This is a genomic window from Lentzea sp. NPDC060358 (assembly GCF_042725365.1).
Lineage (GTDB): Bacteria > Actinomycetota > Actinomycetes > Mycobacteriales > Pseudonocardiaceae > Lentzea.
The window spans coordinates 1-17,818 of record NZ_JBHXCW010000162.1; the positions used below are offsets into that span (position 1 = coordinate 1).

Below are 17,818 nucleotides of genomic sequence, written 5' to 3' on the forward strand. Positions count from 1 at the left end.
GTCCTAGACCGGTCGGAAGCTGGGTTCCGCGGTGGAGACGGTGACGCTGTTGAGCAGGCGCTCGAGCGCCGCCTCGACGTCTTCCTTCCAGGTGATGGAGCTGCGGAGCTCCATGCGCAACCGGGGCCAGCGGGGGTGCGGCCGCACGGTCTTGAAGCCGACGCTCGTGAGGAAGTCGGCCGGCGTGACGCAACTGGCCTCCTCGTCGTCCGGGCGCATGTCGCCGAACGCCTCGATGGCCTTCACGCCGCGGCGCGTCAGGTCCTTCGCCACGGCCTGCACGAGCACCCGCGCGAGTCCTCCCCCTCGGAACTCCGGGAGGACGTCCAGCGACGTCATGAGGACCGCGTCCGGGCTCACCGGCGAGGTGGGGAAGGCGGCGCTGCGCGGCACGGCGGCCGGCGGCGCGTAGAAGACCGACCCCGCGGGGATGCCGTCGCAGTAGATGAGACGACCGCACGAACCCCACTCGAGCAGGACGCTGGAGACCCAGGCCTCCTTCTCGAACTCCGTGTCGCCGTACTCCTCGGCCTGCTCGCGCAGATGAGGAGCCAGCTCCCAAAAGACGCACGTCCTGCTGTGCTTGGAGAGATGCTCCAGGTTGTCCAGCGTGACGCCCACGACGCGACGGGACACCCCGACCTCCACCCGCTAATACACACAGTGAACCCATACGAGGGTAGGCGAATGTGACGGAAGCCGGAAGGCGCATGCCCTGAACGGGACGACGGTTACACTCGCTCGGGACATTTCCTATTCAGGAGTTCCACATGACTGTGCCCGGACAGCCCGCCAAGCAGGGCCCCAGAAGCCTTGACCCCCACCTCCGCCGCTACGCAGCGCGCACGGCAGGGATGACGGCGTCGGAGATCCGGGCACTGTTCGCGGTCGCGTCCCGTCCCGAGGTGGTCTCGCTGGCCGGCGGCATGCCGCACCTGGCCGCGTTGCCGCTCGAGTCGCTGTCCGAGGAGATCGGCCAGCTCGTCGCCACCGAGGGCCTGGTGGCGCTGCAGTACGGCTCGGCGCACGGCGTCCCGCTGCTGCGCGAGCAGATCTGCGACGTGATGGCGCTGGAGGGCATCAACGGCCACCCGGACGACGTGGTCGTGACCGTCGGCTCCCAGATGGGCCTCGACATGGTCACCCGGATCTTCTGCGACCCCGGTGACGTCGTGATCGCCGAGGGTCCGTCGTACGTGGGGGCCCTCGGGTCGTTCACCGCCTACCAGGCCCAGGTCGTCCACGTGGCGATGGACGCGGACGGTCTGGTGCCGTCGTTGCTCCGCGAGGCCCTGGAGGCCTGCAAGCGCGCCGGGCAGCGGGTCAAGTTCCTCTACACGATCCCGAACTTCCACAACCCGGCCGGCGTGACGCTGGCGGTGTCCCGGCGGGCCGAGATCCTGGAGATCTGCCGCTCGTACGGCGTGCTGGTCGTGGAGGACAACCCGTACGGGCTGCTCGGGTTCGACGGGCAGACGTACCCGGCGCTGCGGTCCATGGACCCGGACAACGTCGTGTACCTCGGGTCGTTCTCCAAGACGTTCGCCGCCGGTCTGCGGGTCGGCTGGGTGCTGGCGCCGCACGCGGTGCGCGAGAAGCTGGTCCTGGCCGCCGAGTCGGCCACGCTGTGCCCGCCGACGCTGAACCAGATGGTCGTGTCCCGGTACCTGTCGACGCAGGACTGGAGGGGCCAGATCAAGACCTACCGCGAGGCGTACCGGGAACGGCGCGACGCGGCGATCTCGGCCCTCGAGCAGCACATGCCGCAAGGTTCCACGTGGAACATTCCCGACGGCGGTTTCTACGTCTGGGTGACGGTGCCGGAGGGCATCGACACGAAGGCGATGCTTCCCCGTGCCGTGACGGCCCGCGTGGCCTACGCGTCCGGCACCGGCTTCTACGCGGACGGGTTCGGGTCCCGGCAGTTGCGCATCTCGTACTGCTACCCGACCCCGGAGCGCATCCGCGAGGGCGTCCGCCGCCTGGCGAACGTCATCGAGGAGGAGATGCAGCTGGCGGCGACCTTCGGGGCGACGCCGGGCCGTCAGCTGTCCGGTCCGCAGACCCCGTCGCCTGACACCGCCTGATCCTTGGAGTTGTGCTGTGGCTGACCGCATGGTCGCTGTGCTGTCCGGTGGGCTCTCCCACGAACGCGAGGTCTCGATCCGCTCGGGTCGCCGGCTGTCCGCCGCGCTGAGGGCGGTCGGGCTGACGGTGGAGGAGTGGGACGCCGACTCGTCCCTGCCGGGCCGTCTCGGCTCGAACCGCCCGGACGCGGTCGTCGTCGCCCTGCACGGTGGTGAGGGCGAGAACGGGTCGGTGCAGGCGATCCTCGAGATGTTCGGGGTGCCGTACGTCGGCACCGACTCGCGGGCGTGCCGCCGGGCGTGGGACAAGCCGACCGCCAAGGCCGAGCTGGCCCGTGCCGGGCTCGCGACGCCGGAGTGGGTCGTGCTGCCGCACGCGACGTTCCGGGAGCTGGGTGCCAAGCCGGTGCTCGACGCGATGGTGTCGACGCTCGGGCTGCCGTTGATGCTGAAGCCGGACCAGGGTGGTTCGGCGCTCGGCGCCCAGGTGGTCCGCGACGCCGCGGAGCTGCCGCCGGCGATGGTCGGGTGTCTCGCGTACGGCGACACGGTGCTGGCCGAGCAGTTCATCTCCGGTGTGGAGGTGGCGGTCGCGGTGGTCGACGGACCGGACGGCCCGACGGCGCTGCCCGCCGTCGAGATCGTTCCGGAGAGCGGGGTGTACGACTACACCGCTCGGTACACCGCGGGGCTGACGGACTTCCACGCGCCGGCTCGGCTCGACGCCGCTGCCGCCAAGGCGGTGGGGGAGCTCGCCGTCGCGGCGCACCGGTTGCTCGGGCTGCGGGACGTGTCGCGGACGGACGCGGTGGTGGCCGAGGACGGCACCGTCTACTTCCTCGAAGTGAACGTGTCGCCCGGACTGACCGAGACGTCGCTCCTGCCGATGGCCGTCGAGGCGGCAGGGCAGTCGCTGGGCGAGATCTACGCCGGTTTGATCGAGCGCGCCGTCGCTCGTTGATCTTCTCTTCACAGGTGACGCCCCGTATCCGATTGGATGCGGGGCGTCATCGTCACCGTGACATAAGGCCCGTGGGTGATCCTATGGGCCTACTCCGATGTCCGAATCGCCGTATTTGGGCTGATCATGCCGACGATGCGTTCAAGATCGTCAACTGAGCCGAATTCGACGACGATCCGGCCCTTCCGCTGCCCGAGTTCGACCTTCACGCGGGTGTCGAAGTTGTCGGAGAGGCGTTCGGCGAGCTCCTGCAGACCGGGTGCGTGCATCTGCTTGCGGGGAGCGGGCTTCTCCTTCTTCGGCTTCTCGTTCTTGGCGATCGTCACCGCTTCTTCGGTCGCGCGGACCGACATGCCCTCGGCGACGATCCGTGCCGCGAGGTCTTCCTGCGTCCCGGCGTCGTCCAGACCGAGGAGCGCACGGGCGTGGCCGGCGCTCAGCACGCCCGCCGCGACCCGTCGCTGGACGGGGAGGGGGAGCTTCAGCAGCCGGATGGTGTTCGTGACGACGGGGCGGCTGCGGCCGATGCGGTCGGCGAGCTCCTCGTGCGTGACACCGAACTCCTCCAGCAGCTGCTGGTAGGCCGCCGCCTCTTCGAGCGGGTTGAGCTGGACGCGGTGGATGTTCTCCAGCAGCGCGTCGCGCAGCATCACGTCGTCGGCGGTCTGCCGCACGATCGCCGGGATGGTCTTGAGCCCGGCCTGCTGCGTGGCCCGCCACCGGCGCTCGCCCATGACGAGCTCGAAGGTGTCCCCGGTGAGCTCGCGGACCACGATCGGCTGCATGAGCCCGAACTCCTTGATGGAGAACGAGAGCTCGGTGATCGCGTCCGGGTCGAACACCTGACGCGGCTGCTTCGGGTTGGTCCTGATCGCGGTGACCGCGATCTCCCGGTAGTGCGCCCCGGCGACGTCGCCGGCGGGCGCCGCGACGGACGTCTTGGTCCCGGTGCCACCGCCGACCGCGACGGGCCGGCTGATGGCGGGCGCACCAGCCGGTGGACCCTGGGGGATGAGCGCGGCCAAGCCGCGCCCGAGTCCGCCCTTGCGCTGTTCCGTCATGCGCTTCCCCTGTTCGCCCCGCGGTGTGCGATCTCCTTGGCGGCGTCGAGGTAGCTCATCGACCCGCGTGAACCCGGATCGTAAGTCAACACCGTCTGGCCGAATCCTGGTGCCTCGGAGACCTTCACGCTGCGCGGGATGACGGTCTTGAGCGCGACGTCGCCGAAGTGCCCACGCACCTCACTGGTCACCTGGTCGGCGAGCTTGGTGCGGCCGTCGTACATCGTGAGGAGGATCGTGGAGATGTTGAGCTCCGGGTTGAGGTGGTGCTGCACCAGCTCGATGTTGCGGAGCAGCTGGCTCAGTCCCTCCAGCGCGTAGTACTCGCACTGGATGGGGATCAGCACCTCCTGCGCGGCGACCATCGCGTTGACGGTCAGCAGCCCGAGGCTCGGCGGGCAGTCGATGAAGACGTAGTCGGGCTGCAGCTGGTCGAGCGCGTCGGGGGAGAGCGCCTCCTTCAGCCGCGCCTCGCGCGACACCATCGAGACGAGCTCGATCTCGGCGCCGGCGAGGTCGATCGTCGCGGGCACGCAGTAGAGGTTCGGCGACGTCGGGCTGACCTGAGCCGCCTCGGCGATGGAGATCTCGCCGATCAGCACCTCGTAGACCGACGGCGTGCCGCTGCGGTGCTCGACCGAGAGCGCCGTGCTGGCGTTGCCCTGCGGGTCGAGGTCGATCACGAGCGTCTTGAGTCCGTGGATCGCGAGCGCCGCGGCGAGGTTCACCGTGCTCGTCGTCTTGCCGACGCCACCCTTCTGGTTGGCGACGGTGATCACCCGGCGGTGACTCGGGCGGGGGAGAAGTGACTCGTCGGGGTGCAGCACGCTTGCCGCACGAGCCGCCTCTTCTGCAATCGGGGTCCACACCACGGCGCTGTCATCTCCGTTGTTGGTCGACTTGGCTTTGGATTTGAGGGACGCGGTTTCACGTGGAACATCGGCGGCTTGGAACTCCGGGTACACGCTCACCGATCCCTCCGCGTCTGGCGCTCGACGATGAGCACCGTCGTAGGAACTTCCAGTACGTCCGCTCCCACGACGACGACGTGAGCGTTGCCGCCCCCGGCCCGGAGGACCGCCTCGCCGTCGCGATCGAGCTCTTCCTGCGCGCGCTCGCCCTTGAGCGCCACCATCCGCCCACCGCCCTTGAGGAGCGGCAGGCACCACTTCGTCAGCTTCTCCAGCGGAGCCACCGCCCGCGCGGTCACCGAGTCGCAGTTGAGCAACTGCTTGCGGACCGGTCCTTCCTCGGCACGCCCCCGCAGAACCGTCACGTTGTCGAGCCCGAGCAGTTCCTTCACTTCCTCGAGCCACGCGACGCGACGCGCCATCGGCTCGAGCAACGTGATCCGCAGGTCCGGCCGCGCGATGGCGAGCGGCACGCCCGGCAGTCCCGCACCGGAGCCGACGTCGACGACGCGCTCGTTGGGCTTGAACAGCTCCTCGATGACCGCCGAGTTGAGCACGTGGCGATCCCAAATCTTGTCGACCTCGCGAGGACCAATCAGTCCGCGCTCGACGCCGTGCTCCTCCAGGAGCCTGACGAACTCGGCGGCACGGTCCACGTGCTCACCGAAGACGAGCTTCGCGTTGTCGGGCAACTCCCCGGCCATGTTCTCCGTCCGTGAGCGTTTCACGTGAAACCACACGGCGCGGCGATCCGGCGGCCGGGTGGAAAAGCTGGCGAATGCCAGGGGACCATCATGACGGATCAACCGGCGACAGCGCCAAATCCTGAGCGCCGTTTCACGTGAAACTTGGGGGAAGTTGCGCTCGATGATCTAGACGAGTAAATCCCAGCCGCTCGTTGACCGATTCGATCAGTTGGCGGACGGGCTTGAGCAGGTGTTCGATTTTCAGGTTGGCCAGGGCCCAGGTGATCGGGAGTCCGGCCGGGGCGCAGACCAGGTGCAGGCGCAGGCCCCAGAAGAACCGCGAGTGCTACGAGCCGTAGCCGGCCCAGTCAGCCAGCTCGAAGCGCTTGACGGTAAGCCGCGAGCGGCCGCACTCGACCGGTTGATGAGTCGTGGCGGGCGTGGGGGAGGAGCCGCAGCTGATCGGCTGGTAGAAGTCGCATCGGTTTCACGTGGAACACGTGAGGTTTCGCGGACGGTTTCCTGCCATGCGGTCGCACCTCTCAGCAGCCGACGCCTCGCAGCGAGGCAGGCGCGATCCAGTGGAGGCCGTGCCAGTAGCCCCAGTCGGTTTGCAGGGTGCGGCTGAGTGGTTCGATCTCGCCAGCCGGTGCCGGGGATGTGGCCGATCTTCGTCACGTCCATGTGCGCGAGTTCGCTTAGCCGGTCTCGCTCGCAGCGGATCGCGGTGGCTTGCTCGACCGGAGGACCAGCCCGGTGATCGGTGGAGCACGGCCAGCCGCGGAACCTGGTGGCGGGCCAGCGCCCGCGACACTGTGCGAGCAGACACGGCCAGTTCGGCGCCGATCCGGTCCGGGCCACACGGCTCCTCCCAGCGCAGCGCGGGGTCCGCTGCCCGAGCGCAGCACTGGGCGCCCGCGGCCCTCCCCACCCGTCAACCGGCCGTCCCTCCCGGCACAGCAAACGGCCCCCGGTTCCACCAGGAACCAGGGGCCGTTGAGTCGAGCAGGTGCCTACGGCTTCGGGAAGATGATGACCCGGCGCTGCGGCTCCTCGCCCTCGCTCTCGCTGTGCACGCCCGCGACGGCGGCGACCGCGTCGTGGACGACCTTGCGCTCGAACGGGGTCATCGGGTGCAGGCGGGCGCGCTCGCCGGAGGCGGCCACCTTCTCCGCGGTGGTGCGGCCAAGCTCGGCCAGTTCGGCCCTGCGGCCCGCTCGCCACTGGGCGATGTCCAGCATCAGGCGGGAGCGGACGCCCGTCTCCTGCTGCACGGCCAGGCGGGTGAGCTCCTGGAGCGACTCGAGGACGTTGCCCCGCGGGCCCACCAGCTTGGACAGGTCCTCGCCGCCGTCGATGCTGACGACCGCGCGGCCGCTCTCCACGTCTAGGTCGATGTCGCCGTCGTAGTCGAGCAGGTCGAGCAGGCGCTCGAGGTAGTCGCCCGCGATGTCGCCTTCCTGGACGAGCAGGTCCTCGGTCTTGCTCTGCGACTGCGGCTCGGCTTCGGCGGTCCCGGCCTCTTCGGCCGGCGTCGACGCCTCCACGTCGTCGGTCGCCTGCAAGGTCTCCGACACGATGTCTCCTCTCCGGGGCAACGCCCGAAATCAGCGGCGCTTCTTGCTGCCCGGTTTCTTGCTGGTGGATCGGCCTGGGGTCAGGCCGGGAATCTCGGTGTTGGAGTTGCCGTTGGTGGCTTCCGGCGCGGCCGCCTTCGGGGCTCCGCTCGGGCCCGCGGTCGGCATGCGCTTCGCACCGTTGGCGGGCTTGGCGCCGGGTGCGGGCTTTTTCGGGTTGACCGGCTTGACGCCCGGCTTGGGGGCGAGGGCCTGGCGGGTCTCGACGACCGCGGCCTTCTTCTGCTCTTCCTCGGCGTCGATGCGCTTGTAGACGAAGTGCTGCTGGCCGAGCGTCCAGGCGTTGTTCGACAGCCAGTACAGCAGGATCGCGACGGGGAAGAAGAAGCCACCGACCAGGACGCCCAGCGGGAAGATGTAGAGCGTCAGCTTGTTCATGATGGCCGTCTGCGGGTTGTCCAGCGCGGCCTGGTTCTGGCGGGCGACCGAGTGGCGGGCCGTGAAGTGGGTCGCGATGGACGCCACGATCATCAGCGGCACGGACACGAGGACGACGTTGAGGCGCTCCGTGCCGAACTGGGCGAGCTGCTCGGCCGGCATCGTGATGAACGTCGAGAGGTTCGCGCCGAAGAGCTTCGCGTTGACGAACGACTCCACGCCCTTGGCGTCGAAGAAGTAGACCTCGCCCCAGCCGGGCTTGAACGAGCGCAGCACGTGGAACAGACCGATGAACACCGGGATCTGCACCAGCATCGGCAGGCAGCCGCCGAGCGGGTTCACGCCGTGCTCGGACTGCAGCTTCTGCATCTCCTGCGCCTGGCGCTGGCGGTCGTTCGGGTACTTCTTCTTGATCTTCTGCATCTCCGGGGCGAACTCCTGCATTCGCCGCATGGAGCGCACCTGGCCGACGAACGGCTTGAAGAGGATCGCGCGGAGGGTGAAGACCAGGAAGATCACGGACAGCGCCCAGGCGAACCCGCTCGCTTCACCGAAGACCTTGCCGAACACCCAGTGCCAACACCACAAGATGAAGGACACCGGGTAGTAGATGAAGTTGAGCACGGACTACTCCTCGGTGGATACGTCGGGGACCTGCCGCCTCGGCGGAACGGGGTCCAGGCCTCCAGGGTGCCAGGGTCCGCAGCGCAGCAACCGGCGGATGGTCAGCCAGGTTCCTCGCAGCACACCGTGGACGGTCAGCGCTTCCACCGCGTACGCGCTGCAGCTCGGGTAGAAGCGACAGGTCGGCGGCAGCAGCGGCGAGACGAACTTCCGGTAGAAGTGCACCGGAAGAAGCGCGACCTTCGCGGGCAACGTGGTCATCGCAGCACCTTGCGCAGAGCAGAAGAGAAATCGGCGGCGAGCTCGGAGCTCGACGCGTCGGCTGCTGGTGCCAACGCCCTCACCACGACGAGAGTTCCCGGCGGCAGGTCTGCCAGGCACGGGCGGACGACGTGGCGCAGGCGCCGGTACACGCGGTGGCGAACCACCGAGTTGCCCACTGCCTTGCTCACGACGAAGCCCACCTTGGACGAATCCAAGGTGGGCACGTCGGGCTTCAAGACGTGGACGACCAACCGGGGTCGTCCGGCGCGGCGGCCTCGGCGGACCACCAGGCCGAAGTCCTGGCTGCGGGTGAGCCGGGCGGCCGGTGGTAGCACGACGACGCTGCGCTTGCCAGCGCTGTCAGGCGGACAGAGTGGCACGGCCCTTGCTGCGGCGCGCGGCCAGAATGGCGCGGCCGGCGCGGGTCCGCATGCGCAGCCGGAAGCCGTGCGTCTTGGCGCGGCGACGGTTGTTGGGCTGGAAGGTGCGCTTACCCTTGCTCACGGTCGGTTCTCCCGGTGCTTCACTGCTGACAAAGCCTCTGTGGTTGCCCCCGATGGCAGTGGACGTAGGCGCGCGAAAGGCGCCCGTCGCAAGCGGGAGACTCCTACGAGGGTACGCATGCCCAGGTGCGGCGGCCAAATCGGGGTGGCCGATGCCACGTCTTGTGAGGCGTGCCGGGCCTTGTTACCGTTCGTCCTTCGCGCGTGCCGCAGCTGGCGTGGGAGCCGCCACCGGACCGGCAACACAACGCACCTTTTAGTGCACAGTTGTGGATAACTCTGTGGATACCTCTATTCTCCGTGTCCACATGTGGAGTCTTGTGCTCCGGCGGAGGGGAGGGGAGCGCGGAGGTGTCGAACCAGCAGGTCGACCTTGGTCTCGTGTGGGCCGAGGTGGTGCAGGAACTGGCGACGAGCCACCTGTCCCCTCAGCAGCGCGCGTGGATGAGGGTCACCCGTCCCATCGGTCTGCTGGACGGAACGGCCCTGCTCGCGGCCCCCAGCGACTTCGCCAAGGAGGCGATCGAACGCGCGCTGCGCGACCCGATCACCGCCGCGCTCTCGCGCAGGCTCGGCCGCTCGGTCTCCCTCGCGGTGAAGGTCGACTCGCCGGAACCGGTGAGCCCCGTCGTGAGCCCGCCGACCAAGCCCATCTCGGTGCAGGCGATCCAGGCCGTCCAAGCGGCGCAGGCCGCGCAGGTCGTCCAGCCCGTGACGACGCCGGTCGTGCCCGGCCTCCCCGTCGGCGACACGCCCGTCCTCGCGGACGAGGCCCTCGGTGCCGACGGCGCGGAAGAAGAGGTGGACGAAGCCGGCGACGCGCTCGCCGCCGTCACCGAGATCTGGCCGACCTTCAACACGGCGAACACGGCCGCGGTCGCGACGCCGAACACGAACCTCCCGTACACGCGGCCGGCGAACCCGTCGCCGTCGCAGACCCGGCTGAACGAGAAGTACAACTTCGACACGTTCGTCATCGGCGCCTCGAACCGGTTCGCGCACGCCGCGGCCGTCGCGGTGGCCGAGGCACCGGCCCGCGCGTACAACCCGCTCTTCATCTGGGGTGAGAGCGGCCTCGGCAAGACGCACCTGCTGCACGCCGTCGGGCACTACGCCCAGCGCCTGTTCCCCGGCATGCGCGTGCGGTACGTGTCGACCGAGGAGTTCACCAACGACTTCATCAACTCCCTGCGCGACGACCGCAAGGTCGCCTTCCAGCGCCGCTACCGGGACATCGACGTGCTGCTCGTCGACGACATCCAGTTCCTGGAGGGCAAGGAAGGCACGCAGGAGGAGTTCTTCCACACCTTCAACACGCTCCACAACACGAACAAGCAGATCGTGGTGTCGAGCGACCGGCCGCCCAAGCGGCTGGAGACGCTGGAGGACCGGCTCCGCACGCGGTTCGAGTGGGGTCTGATCACCGACATCCAGCCGCCCGAGCTCGAGACGCGGATCGCGATCCTGCGCAAGAAGGCGGCCCAGGACCGGCTCGCGGCTCCGGCCGACGTGCTGGAGTTCATCGCCTCGCGCATAGAGCGGAACATCCGCGAGCTCGAGGGCGCGCTCATCCGCGTCACGGCGTTCGCGTCGCTCAACCGCCAGCCGGTCGACATCCAGCTCGCCGAGATCGTGCTGCGCGACCTCATCCCCGACTCGCACGCGCCGGAGATCACCGCGCCGACGATCATGGCGGTCACCGCCGAGTTCTTCGGCGTCTCGATCGACGACCTCTGCGGCCCGGGCAAGACGAAGGCCCTGGCGCAGGCGCGGCAGATCTCCATGTACCTGTGCCGCGAGCTGACGGACCTGTCGCTGCCGAAGATCGGCCAGACGTTCGGCGGCCGCGACCACACGACCGTCATGCACGCGGACAAGAAGATCCGCAAGGAGATGGCGGAGCGCCGGCGGATCTACGACCAGGTGCAGGAGCTGACGTCCCGGATCAAGCAGCGCGCCCGCCACGCTCCCTGATCCACCCAGGTGCAGACGAAGGGGTCCTCCGACGCGGAGGGCCCCTTTTTCGTTCGCCCGCACCGAGTCCGTCATCGCCTCCCGAGGGACGCGCATGAGCACCCACGGCCTACGACCAGCACACGGCACGTACGCGCGCGCTCGAACCCGGGTGGCGGACAGGGGTTCCGGTCGCTCGGCGGAAGTTTCTGTTGACCCCCGGCACTCGAAGGGGTGGGGACAACTGGAAAAGTTTGTGGCCCCGGCCACGATCTGGCCACAGAAGCCTGTTGAACACCCGGGTACAACTCGCCCGCACCCGGGGACGCACCCGGGGACAACTGTGGACGATCTGTGGATCGAGACCTGTGCACAACTGGCTGTCCCCGGGTGCGCCGATCTGTCCCCGGGTGCCATCCCCGTGCAGTCCACATGGTGGGTGACACCTTGACCTGGGCGTTTAAGGGCTGTCCCCACTATCCACACCCCTTACTGTTACTGCTGTTGGATCTTTTTGGAGAGAACTCAAAAGCAAAACAGCGGTGGATCGTTCCCGGGGATCGGTGCCCGAACCCCGAAGTGACGGGAAGGGCCAGGACGCTCTAACGTGGTTGCTCCGCACCTCGGTCAGCCGAGGGTCGAGGCTCCCCAACCCCCACTGGCACGTTGTCGTGGTCGGGCTTGTCGATCGTCGAGGAAAGGACGCCTCATGAAGATCCGCGTCGAACGCGACGGCCTGGCCGACGCCGTCGCCTGGGTCGCCCGCAGCCTCCCGTCCCGCCCACCGGTCCCCGTGCTGGGCGGCGTGCTGCTCGACGCGGAGTCCGACGACTCGCTGACGGTCTCCGGGTTCGACTACGAGGTCTCGGCCCAGGTCGGTGTCCCGGCGACGATCGCGGACGGCGGCAGGGCGCTGGTCTCCGGGCGGCTGCTCGCCGACATCACCAAGGCGCTGCCCAACCACCCCGTCGAGATCTCGGTCGACGGCTCCCGGATGATGATCAGCTGTGGCAGCGCCCGGTTCAGCCTCCCGACGATGCCGGTCGAGGACTACCCGGCCCTGCCGTCGATGCCCCAGTTGATCGGCGAGCTCCCCGGGGACGTCTTCGGTGAAGCCGTCGGCCAGGTCGCCGTCGCGGCCGGCAAGGACGACACGCTCCCGATGCTCACCGGTGTCCGCGTCGAGATCGGCGAGGGCAAGCTGACGCTCGTCGCCACCGACCGCTTCCGGCTCGCGATGCGCGAGTTCCCGTGGCAGCCCGACGCGTCCCTCGCCGACGTCGCCGTCCTCGTCCCGGCCCGCACCCTCGGCGACGCGGCCAAGACGCTCGGCGCCGGCGGCGGCAAGGTCGAGATGTCCCTGGCGGCCAACGACGGGCTGCTCGGCCTGTCCGGCACCGGCAAGCGCACGACCACCCGGCTGCTCGACGCGGACTTCCCGAAGTACCGCCAGCTGCTGCCGAGCGAGCACTCCGCCGCAGCGATCATCGAGGTCGACACGCTCATCCAGGCGATCAAGCGCGTCTCGCTCGTCGCCGAACGCGGCACCCAGGTCCGGCTCGAGTTCGTGGACGGCGGCCTGCGCCTGTCCGCGGGTGGCGACGACGAGGGCTCGGCCGAGGAAGAGCTCCCCGTCGAGTACACCGGCGACGCCGTGACGATCGCGTTCAACCCGGGCTATCTCCTCGACGGTCTCAGTGCGGTCCGCACGCCCCGCGTCCACTTGTCCTTCACCACACCCAGCCGACCGGCGCTGCTCAAGCCGGTGGACGAGGATGGGAACGTGGCGCCGGGCTACCTGTACCTCCTGATGCCCGTGCGCCTGCCCGGCTAAACCCTTACCGGGTAACAGAAACGTTGGGAGAGAACACCGTGCAGCTCGGACTCGTCGGCCTCGGCAAGATGGGTTTCAACATGCGCGAGCGGGTGCGCCGAGCCGGTCACGAGGTGATCGGCTACGACCGCAACCCGGAGGTCAGCGACTCGGAGTCGTTGGCGGACATGGTGTCCAAGCTCGAAGCACCGCGCGTGGTGTGGGTCATGGTGCCCGCGGGCGACATCACCAGGAAGACGGTGCAGGAGCTGTCCGAGCTGCTGTCGCCGGGCGACCTCGTGATCGACGGCGGCAACTCGAAGTTCACCGACGACCGGGTCCACGCGGACCTGTTGGCGGAGAAGGAGATCGGCTACGTCGACGCCGGTGTGTCCGGCGGCGTGTGGGGCCTCGACAACGGCTACGCGCTGATGGTCGGCGGCACCGCGGAGCACGTCGAGCAGGCGATGCCGATCTTCGACGCGCTGCGTCCCGAGGGCCCGCGCGAGGAAGGCTTCGCGCACGCGGGCAAGGTCGGTGCCGGCCACTACTCGAAGATGGTGCACAACGGCATCGAGTACGGCCTGATGCAGGCCTACGCCGAGGGCTTCGAGCTGCTCGACAAGACCGACGTCGTGGACAACGTGCCCGCGGTGATCTCGGCCTGGCAGCGCGGCACCGTCGTGCGGTCGTGGCTGCTGGACCTGCTGGTGCGCGCGCTCGAGTCCGACCCCGAGCTCGACGACCTCCGCGGGTACGTCGAGGACTCCGGCGAGGGCCGGTGGACCGTCGAGGAGGGCATCAACAACGCGGTGCCGCTGCCCGTCATCTCCGCCGCGCTGTTCGCCCGGTTCACCTCGCGCCAGGACGACTCGCCCGCGATGCGGGCCGTCGCCGCGCTGCGCAACCAGTTCGGCGGCCACTCCGTGCACCTCGCCGGTCCCTCGTCCGGTTCCGGCAGCACCCAGGGCTAGTCCGAGTGCACGTCAGACACCTCCAGGTCAGCGACTTCCGCTCGTGGGAACTCGCCGACCTGGCGTTCGACCCCGGCGTGTCGGTGCTCGTCGGGCGCAACGGCCAGGGCAAGACGAACCTGGTCGAGGCGATCGGGTACGTGGCGACGCTCGGGTCACACCGCGTCGCCACCGACGCCCCGCTGATCCGGCACGGCGCCCAGCGCGCCGTGGTGCGGGCGGCCGTGGTCAACGACGACCGCGAGCTGCTCGTGGAACTGGAGATCACGGCGGGCAAGGCGAACCGGGCGCGGATCAACCGCGGTCCGGTGCCGCGCCCGCGGGACGTGCTCGGCATCCTGCGCACCGTGCTGTTCGCGCCGGAGGACCTGTCCCTGGTGCGCGGCGACCCGGGTGACCGGCGCCGGTTCCTCGACGAGATGCTGGTGTTGCGCGCGCCCCGGTTCGCGGGGGTGCGCAGCGACTACGACCGGGTGCTCAAGCAGCGCAGCGCGTTGCTGAAGACGGTGAAGCACTCCCGGTCGGCGGACCTGTCAACGCTCGACGTCTGGGACGGGCACCTCGCCCAGCACGGCGCGGAGCTGCTGGCCGCGCGGATCAAGCTGGTCCGCGACATGGCGGACCACGTCACCGCGGCGTACGCGGAGGTCGCCCCGGAGTCGCGGCCGGCGCTCATCTCGTACCGGTCGAGCGTGGGCGAGCTGCCGGAAGACCGGGAGAGCATCGAGGACCTGCTGCTGGCCGAGCTCGACCGGGTCCGGCGGCAGGAGATCGAACGCGGCGTGTGCCTCGTCGGCCCTCACCGCGACGACCTGGACCTCACGCTCGGTGACCTGCCCGCGAAGGGGTACGCCAGCCACGGGGAGTCGTGGTCGTTCGCGCTCGCCCTGCGCCTGGGCGGGTACGAACTGATGCGTGTCGACGGCATCGAACCGGTGCTCGTGCTGGACGATGTGTTCGCGGAGCTCGACCGCGGCCGCCGGCAGCAGCTGGCGAAGGTGGCGGCGGGAGCCGAGCAGGTGTTCATCACCGCGGCGGTCGCGGAGGACGTTCCCGACGAGCTCAGCGGTGCTCGGTTCGAGGTCCACGGCGGGGAGGTGCGGCGTGTCTGACCCGACGCCTGACTCTGGGGGTTCGACGCCCCCACATGTAGCTCGATCGGGTGTGTCCGCCCACACATCTGGGGACAAGTCTGTGGATGGTGTGGATAACTCCGTCACAAATCCGGACTTGTCCACAGGTTCATTCACACCCGAGGGTGAACAACTGCGGGGTTCGGACCTCGCGCGGGCCGCGCTGGAGGCCGCCAAAGCCAGCGCGAAGGCCCGCGGCCGCGTGCCGGGGAGCAAGGCGAAGGGCCGTCCGGTCACCCGCCGCCGGCGCCGCTGGTCCGGTCCCGGCCCCGACGACCGCGACCCCCAGCCGCTCGGCCGGATCGCGTCCAGGATCGCGGCGGACCGCGGCTGGGTCGAGCAGCTGCAGGGCGGCCAGGTCTTCGCGCGGTGGGCGAAACTGGTGGGGGAGGACGTCGCCGAGCACGCGAAACCGATCGCGCTCAGTGACGGCGAACTGACGGTCCAGGCGTCGTCGACGGCGTGGGCCACCCAGCTGCGCCTCCTGCAGCGCGAGCTGATCAAGCGGATCGCAGCGGGCGTCGGCAACGGCGTCGTCAAGAAGCTCAAGATCAAGGGCCCGGACGCTCCCAGCTGGCGACACGGCCCCAGGCACGCGCCTGGACGCGGTCCGCGTGACACCTACGGGTGAGGACCTGTCAAGGGCTCAGCGGCCGTCCTGTGGCTCAATGAGCGTTCACCTGCGGATTTGAACCCCCTTTTCAGCCGTCCTGACCCGTCTCGCGCTTCCCCAGGCGCTCTGTGACCGGTTCACCGGTGTCCTTGGCCCCTTTCTGTCGGGGTGTCCCGGTAGAATCACAGGAGCGTCACCCACCACCGTGCGGCTCCGCCCGCATCAGCGAGGAGACTCCAGGCCCGTGTCAGCTAAGAAGAATGAGTACGGCGCGTCCTCGATCACCGTCCTCGAGGGTCTCGAGGCAGTGCGCAAGAGGCCGGGCATGTACATCGGCTCGACCGGCGAGCGCGGTCTGCACCACCTGGTCCAGGAGGTCGTGGACAACTCGGTCGACGAGGCGATGGCCGGGTTCGCGACGACGGTCGACGTCACCCTGCTGGCCAACGGCGGCGTCCGGGTGATCGACGACGGTCGCGGCATCCCCATCGACGTGCACCCGGTCGAGGGCAAGCCCACCGTTGAGGTCGTGCTCACCACGCTGCACGCGGGCGGCAAGTTCGACAGCGACTCCTACGCGGTGTCCGGCGGCCTGCACGGCGTCGGCATCTCCGTGGTGAACGCGCTGTCCACCGCCGTCGACGTCGAGATCAAGCGCCAGGGCCACGTCTGGACCCAGCGCTTCGAGGCCACCAAGGCGGCGCACGAGCTGCGCCAGGGCGAGGCCACCGACGAGACCGGCACCACGATCACGTTCTGGGCCGACCCGGAGATCTTCGAGACGACCGAGTACAACGTCGAGACGATCGCGCGCCGGCTGCAGGAGATGGCGTTCCTCAACAAGGGGATCACCATCGTCCTGCGCGACGAGCGGGTCTCGGAGGAGGACACCGAAGCCGACGCCGACGGCCACAAGGCCGCGGTGAAGGAACGCGTCTACCACTACCCGGGTGGCCTGGAGGACTTCGTCCGCCACATCAACCACACCCGCGAGGCCGTGCACCAGAAGGTCATCGGCTTCGAGGCGCAGGGCGACGACCTGCAGGTCGAGGTCGCGATGCAGTGGAACACGGGCTACACGCCGTCGGTCTACACCTTCGCGAACACGATCAACACCCACGAGGGCGGCACCCACGAGGAGGGCTTCCGCGCCGCGCTGACCCGTGTCGTCAACGAGTACGCGCGCGAGAAGAAGCTCCTCAAGGAGAAGGACACCAACCTCACCGGTGACGACATCCGCGAGGGTCTCGCGGCGATCATCTCGGTGAAGTTGAAGGAGCCCCAGTTCGAGGGCCAGACGAAGACCAAGCTGGGCAACAGCGAGGCCAAGTCGTTCGTGCAGAAGTCGACGAACGAGCACCTGGCCGACTGGTTCGAGCGGCACCCCAACGAGGCCAAGACGATCGTCACCAAGTCGGTGTCGTCGGCGCAGGCCCGCATCGCCGCCCGCAAGGCCCGCGAGCTCGTCCGCCGCAAGGGCGCGCTCGACATCGGCGGCCTGCCCGGCAAGCTCAAGGACTGCCGCTCCACCGAACCGGAGCGCTGCGAGCTCTACATCGTCGAGGGCGACTCGGCAGGCGGCTCGGCCAAGGAGGGGCGGGACTCCATGTACCAGGCCATCCTCCCGATCCGCGGCAAGATCATCAACGTCGAGAAGGCGCGCATCGACCGCGTCCTCAAGAACACCGAGGTCCAGTCGCTGATCACGGCGCTCGGCACCGGCATCCACGACGAGTTCGACCTGACGAAGCTGCGCTACCACAAGATCGTGCTGATGGCCGACGCCGACGTCGACGGCCAGCACATCCGCACGCTGCTGCTCACGCTGCTGTTCCGCTTCATGCAGCCGCTCATCGAGCACAACCACGTCTACCTCGCCCAGCCGCCGCTCTACAAGATCAAGTGGCAGCGCGCGGAGCCGGAGTACGTCTACTCCGACCGCGAGCGCGACGCCGTGATCAAGGCCGGCATCGAGGGCGGCAAGAGGCTCGGCAAGGACGACAACATCCAGCGGTACAAGGGTCTCGGCGAGATGAACGCCGAGGAGCTGTGGGAGACCACCATGGACCCGGCCAACCGGATCCTGCGGCAGGTCACCATGGACGACGCCGCCACCGCCGACGAGCTGTTCAGCGTGCTCATGGGCGAGGACGTCGAGGCACGCCGCTCGTTCATCACCCGCAACGCCAAGAGCATCAAGTTCCTGGACATCTAGTGGTG

At 68.9% G+C, this 17,818-nt stretch carries 17 protein-coding genes and 1 pseudogene; 8 read left to right on the forward strand and 10 right to left on the reverse strand.

Annotated features, from left to right (window positions below):
• Positions 1-3: 3 nt before the first annotated feature.
• Positions 4-636: a GNAT family N-acetyltransferase gene (locus ACFWGZ_RS28230; RefSeq protein WP_330855997.1), complete on the reverse strand. Its 633-nt coding sequence runs from the start codon at positions 634-636 to the stop codon at positions 4-6.
• 134 nt (positions 637-770) lie between these two features.
• Between ACFWGZ_RS28230 and ACFWGZ_RS28235 the strand changes: the two genes are divergently transcribed.
• Positions 771-2,087 carry a PLP-dependent aminotransferase family protein gene (locus ACFWGZ_RS28235; protein ID WP_382454609.1) on the forward strand — a complete coding sequence of 439 codons (1,317 nt, stop codon included), beginning with the start codon at positions 771-773 and terminating at the stop codon, positions 2,085-2,087.
• Between the two features lie 16 nt (positions 2,088-2,103).
• Complete coding sequence (locus tag ACFWGZ_RS28240; protein ID WP_382454610.1) at positions 2,104-3,048, forward strand: D-alanine--D-alanine ligase; 945 nt, start codon at positions 2,104-2,106, stop codon at positions 3,046-3,048.
• Positions 3,049-3,137: 89 nt separating this feature from the next.
• Here ACFWGZ_RS28240 and ACFWGZ_RS28245 read toward each other — a convergent pair whose 3' ends face one another.
• The 9 genes and pseudogenes from ACFWGZ_RS28245 to rpmH all read right to left on the reverse strand — a co-directional run bounded on the left by ACFWGZ_RS28245 (position 3,138) and on the right by rpmH (position 9,113).
• Positions 3,138-4,109, reverse strand: a complete 972-nt coding sequence (locus ACFWGZ_RS28245) for a ParB/RepB/Spo0J family partition protein (RefSeq protein WP_382454611.1) — start codon at positions 4,107-4,109, stop codon at positions 3,138-3,140.
• On the reverse strand, positions 4,106-4,981 hold the full coding sequence (locus ACFWGZ_RS28250; RefSeq protein WP_382454612.1) for a ParA family protein: 876 nt from the start codon (positions 4,979-4,981) through the stop codon (positions 4,106-4,108). The genes ACFWGZ_RS28245 and ACFWGZ_RS28250 overlap by 4 nt, the downstream gene beginning before the upstream one ends.
• Positions 4,982-5,076: 95 nt before the next feature.
• Positions 5,077-5,724 carry a 16S rRNA (guanine(527)-N(7))-methyltransferase RsmG gene (gene rsmG / locus ACFWGZ_RS28255; protein WP_382454622.1) on the reverse strand — a complete coding sequence of 216 codons (648 nt, stop codon included), beginning with the start codon at positions 5,722-5,724 and terminating at the stop codon, positions 5,077-5,079.
• A gap of 235 nt (positions 5,725-5,959) precedes the next feature.
• Positions 5,960-6,127: pseudogene (locus ACFWGZ_RS28260) on the reverse strand (IS982 family transposase); the annotation flags it as partial.
• 592 nt (positions 6,128-6,719) lie between these two features.
• Positions 6,720-7,283 (reverse strand): protein jag, encoded by a 564-nt coding sequence (locus tag ACFWGZ_RS28265; RefSeq protein ID WP_382454613.1) that lies wholly within the window; start codon positions 7,281-7,283, stop codon positions 6,720-6,722.
• Positions 7,284-7,313: 30 nt separating this feature from the next.
• Positions 7,314-8,345, reverse strand: a complete 1,032-nt coding sequence (gene yidC / locus ACFWGZ_RS28270) for a membrane protein insertase YidC (protein WP_382454614.1) — start codon at positions 8,343-8,345, stop codon at positions 7,314-7,316.
• 3 nt (positions 8,346-8,348) lie between these two features.
• Positions 8,349-8,606: a membrane protein insertion efficiency factor YidD gene (gene yidD, locus ACFWGZ_RS28275; protein WP_330850033.1), complete on the reverse strand. Its 258-nt coding sequence runs from the start codon at positions 8,604-8,606 to the stop codon at positions 8,349-8,351.
• Positions 8,603-8,944, reverse strand: a complete 342-nt coding sequence (gene rnpA / locus ACFWGZ_RS28280) for a ribonuclease P protein component (RefSeq protein ID WP_382454615.1) — start codon at positions 8,942-8,944, stop codon at positions 8,603-8,605. Before rnpA ends, yidD begins: the two co-directional genes overlap by 4 nt.
• Before the next feature lie 25 nt (positions 8,945-8,969).
• On the reverse strand, positions 8,970-9,113 hold the full coding sequence (gene rpmH, locus ACFWGZ_RS28285; protein WP_030465619.1) for a 50S ribosomal protein L34: 144 nt from the start codon (positions 9,111-9,113) through the stop codon (positions 8,970-8,972).
• Positions 9,114-9,463: 350 nt separating this feature from the next.
• Here rpmH and dnaA point away from each other — a divergent pair, with 350 nt between their 5' ends.
• From dnaA to gyrB, 6 genes are all read left to right on the forward strand, one after another.
• Positions 9,464-11,086 carry a chromosomal replication initiator protein DnaA gene (gene dnaA / locus ACFWGZ_RS28290; protein WP_382454616.1) on the forward strand — a complete coding sequence of 541 codons (1,623 nt, stop codon included), beginning with the start codon at positions 9,464-9,466 and terminating at the stop codon, positions 11,084-11,086.
• 688 nt (positions 11,087-11,774) lie between these two features.
• Positions 11,775-12,899 carry a DNA polymerase III subunit beta gene (gene dnaN, locus ACFWGZ_RS28295; RefSeq protein ID WP_382454617.1) on the forward strand — a complete coding sequence of 375 codons (1,125 nt, stop codon included), beginning with the start codon at positions 11,775-11,777 and terminating at the stop codon, positions 12,897-12,899.
• A gap of 38 nt (positions 12,900-12,937) precedes the next feature.
• Complete coding sequence (gnd, locus tag ACFWGZ_RS28300; protein ID WP_382454618.1) at positions 12,938-13,852, forward strand: phosphogluconate dehydrogenase (NAD(+)-dependent, decarboxylating); 915 nt, start codon at positions 12,938-12,940, stop codon at positions 13,850-13,852.
• A 5-nt stretch (positions 13,853-13,857) separates the two neighbouring features.
• Positions 13,858-14,964, forward strand: a complete 1,107-nt coding sequence (gene recF / locus ACFWGZ_RS28305) for a DNA replication/repair protein RecF (RefSeq protein WP_382454619.1) — start codon at positions 13,858-13,860, stop codon at positions 14,962-14,964.
• Positions 14,965-15,082: 118 nt separating this feature from the next.
• Positions 15,083-15,616 carry a DciA family protein gene (locus ACFWGZ_RS28310; RefSeq protein ID WP_382454620.1) on the forward strand — a complete coding sequence of 178 codons (534 nt, stop codon included), beginning with the start codon at positions 15,083-15,085 and terminating at the stop codon, positions 15,614-15,616.
• Between the two features lie 226 nt (positions 15,617-15,842).
• Positions 15,843-17,813: a DNA topoisomerase (ATP-hydrolyzing) subunit B gene (gene gyrB / locus ACFWGZ_RS28315; RefSeq protein WP_382454621.1), complete on the forward strand. Its 1,971-nt coding sequence runs from the start codon at positions 15,843-15,845 to the stop codon at positions 17,811-17,813.
• Positions 17,814-17,818: the final 5 nt, after the last annotated feature.

Excerpts from the sequence above, each read along its gene's own strand:
- ACFWGZ_RS28235 (WP_382454609.1), top strand. The coding sequence starts at position 771 with ATGACTGTGCCCGGACAGCCCGCCAAGCAGGGCCCCAGAAGCCTTGAC.
- ACFWGZ_RS28245 (WP_382454611.1), bottom strand. The coding sequence starts at position 4,109 with ATGACGGAACAGCGCAAGGGCGGACTCGGGCGCGGCTTGGCCGCGCTC.
- rsmG (WP_382454622.1), bottom strand. The coding sequence starts at position 5,724 with ATGGCCGGGGAGTTGCCCGACAACGCGAAGCTCGTCTTCGGTGAGCAC.
- yidD (WP_330850033.1), bottom strand. The coding sequence starts at position 8,606 with ATGACCACGTTGCCCGCGAAGGTCGCGCTTCTTCCGGTGCACTTCTAC.
- dnaN (WP_382454617.1), top strand. The coding sequence starts at position 11,775 with ATGAAGATCCGCGTCGAACGCGACGGCCTGGCCGACGCCGTCGCCTGG.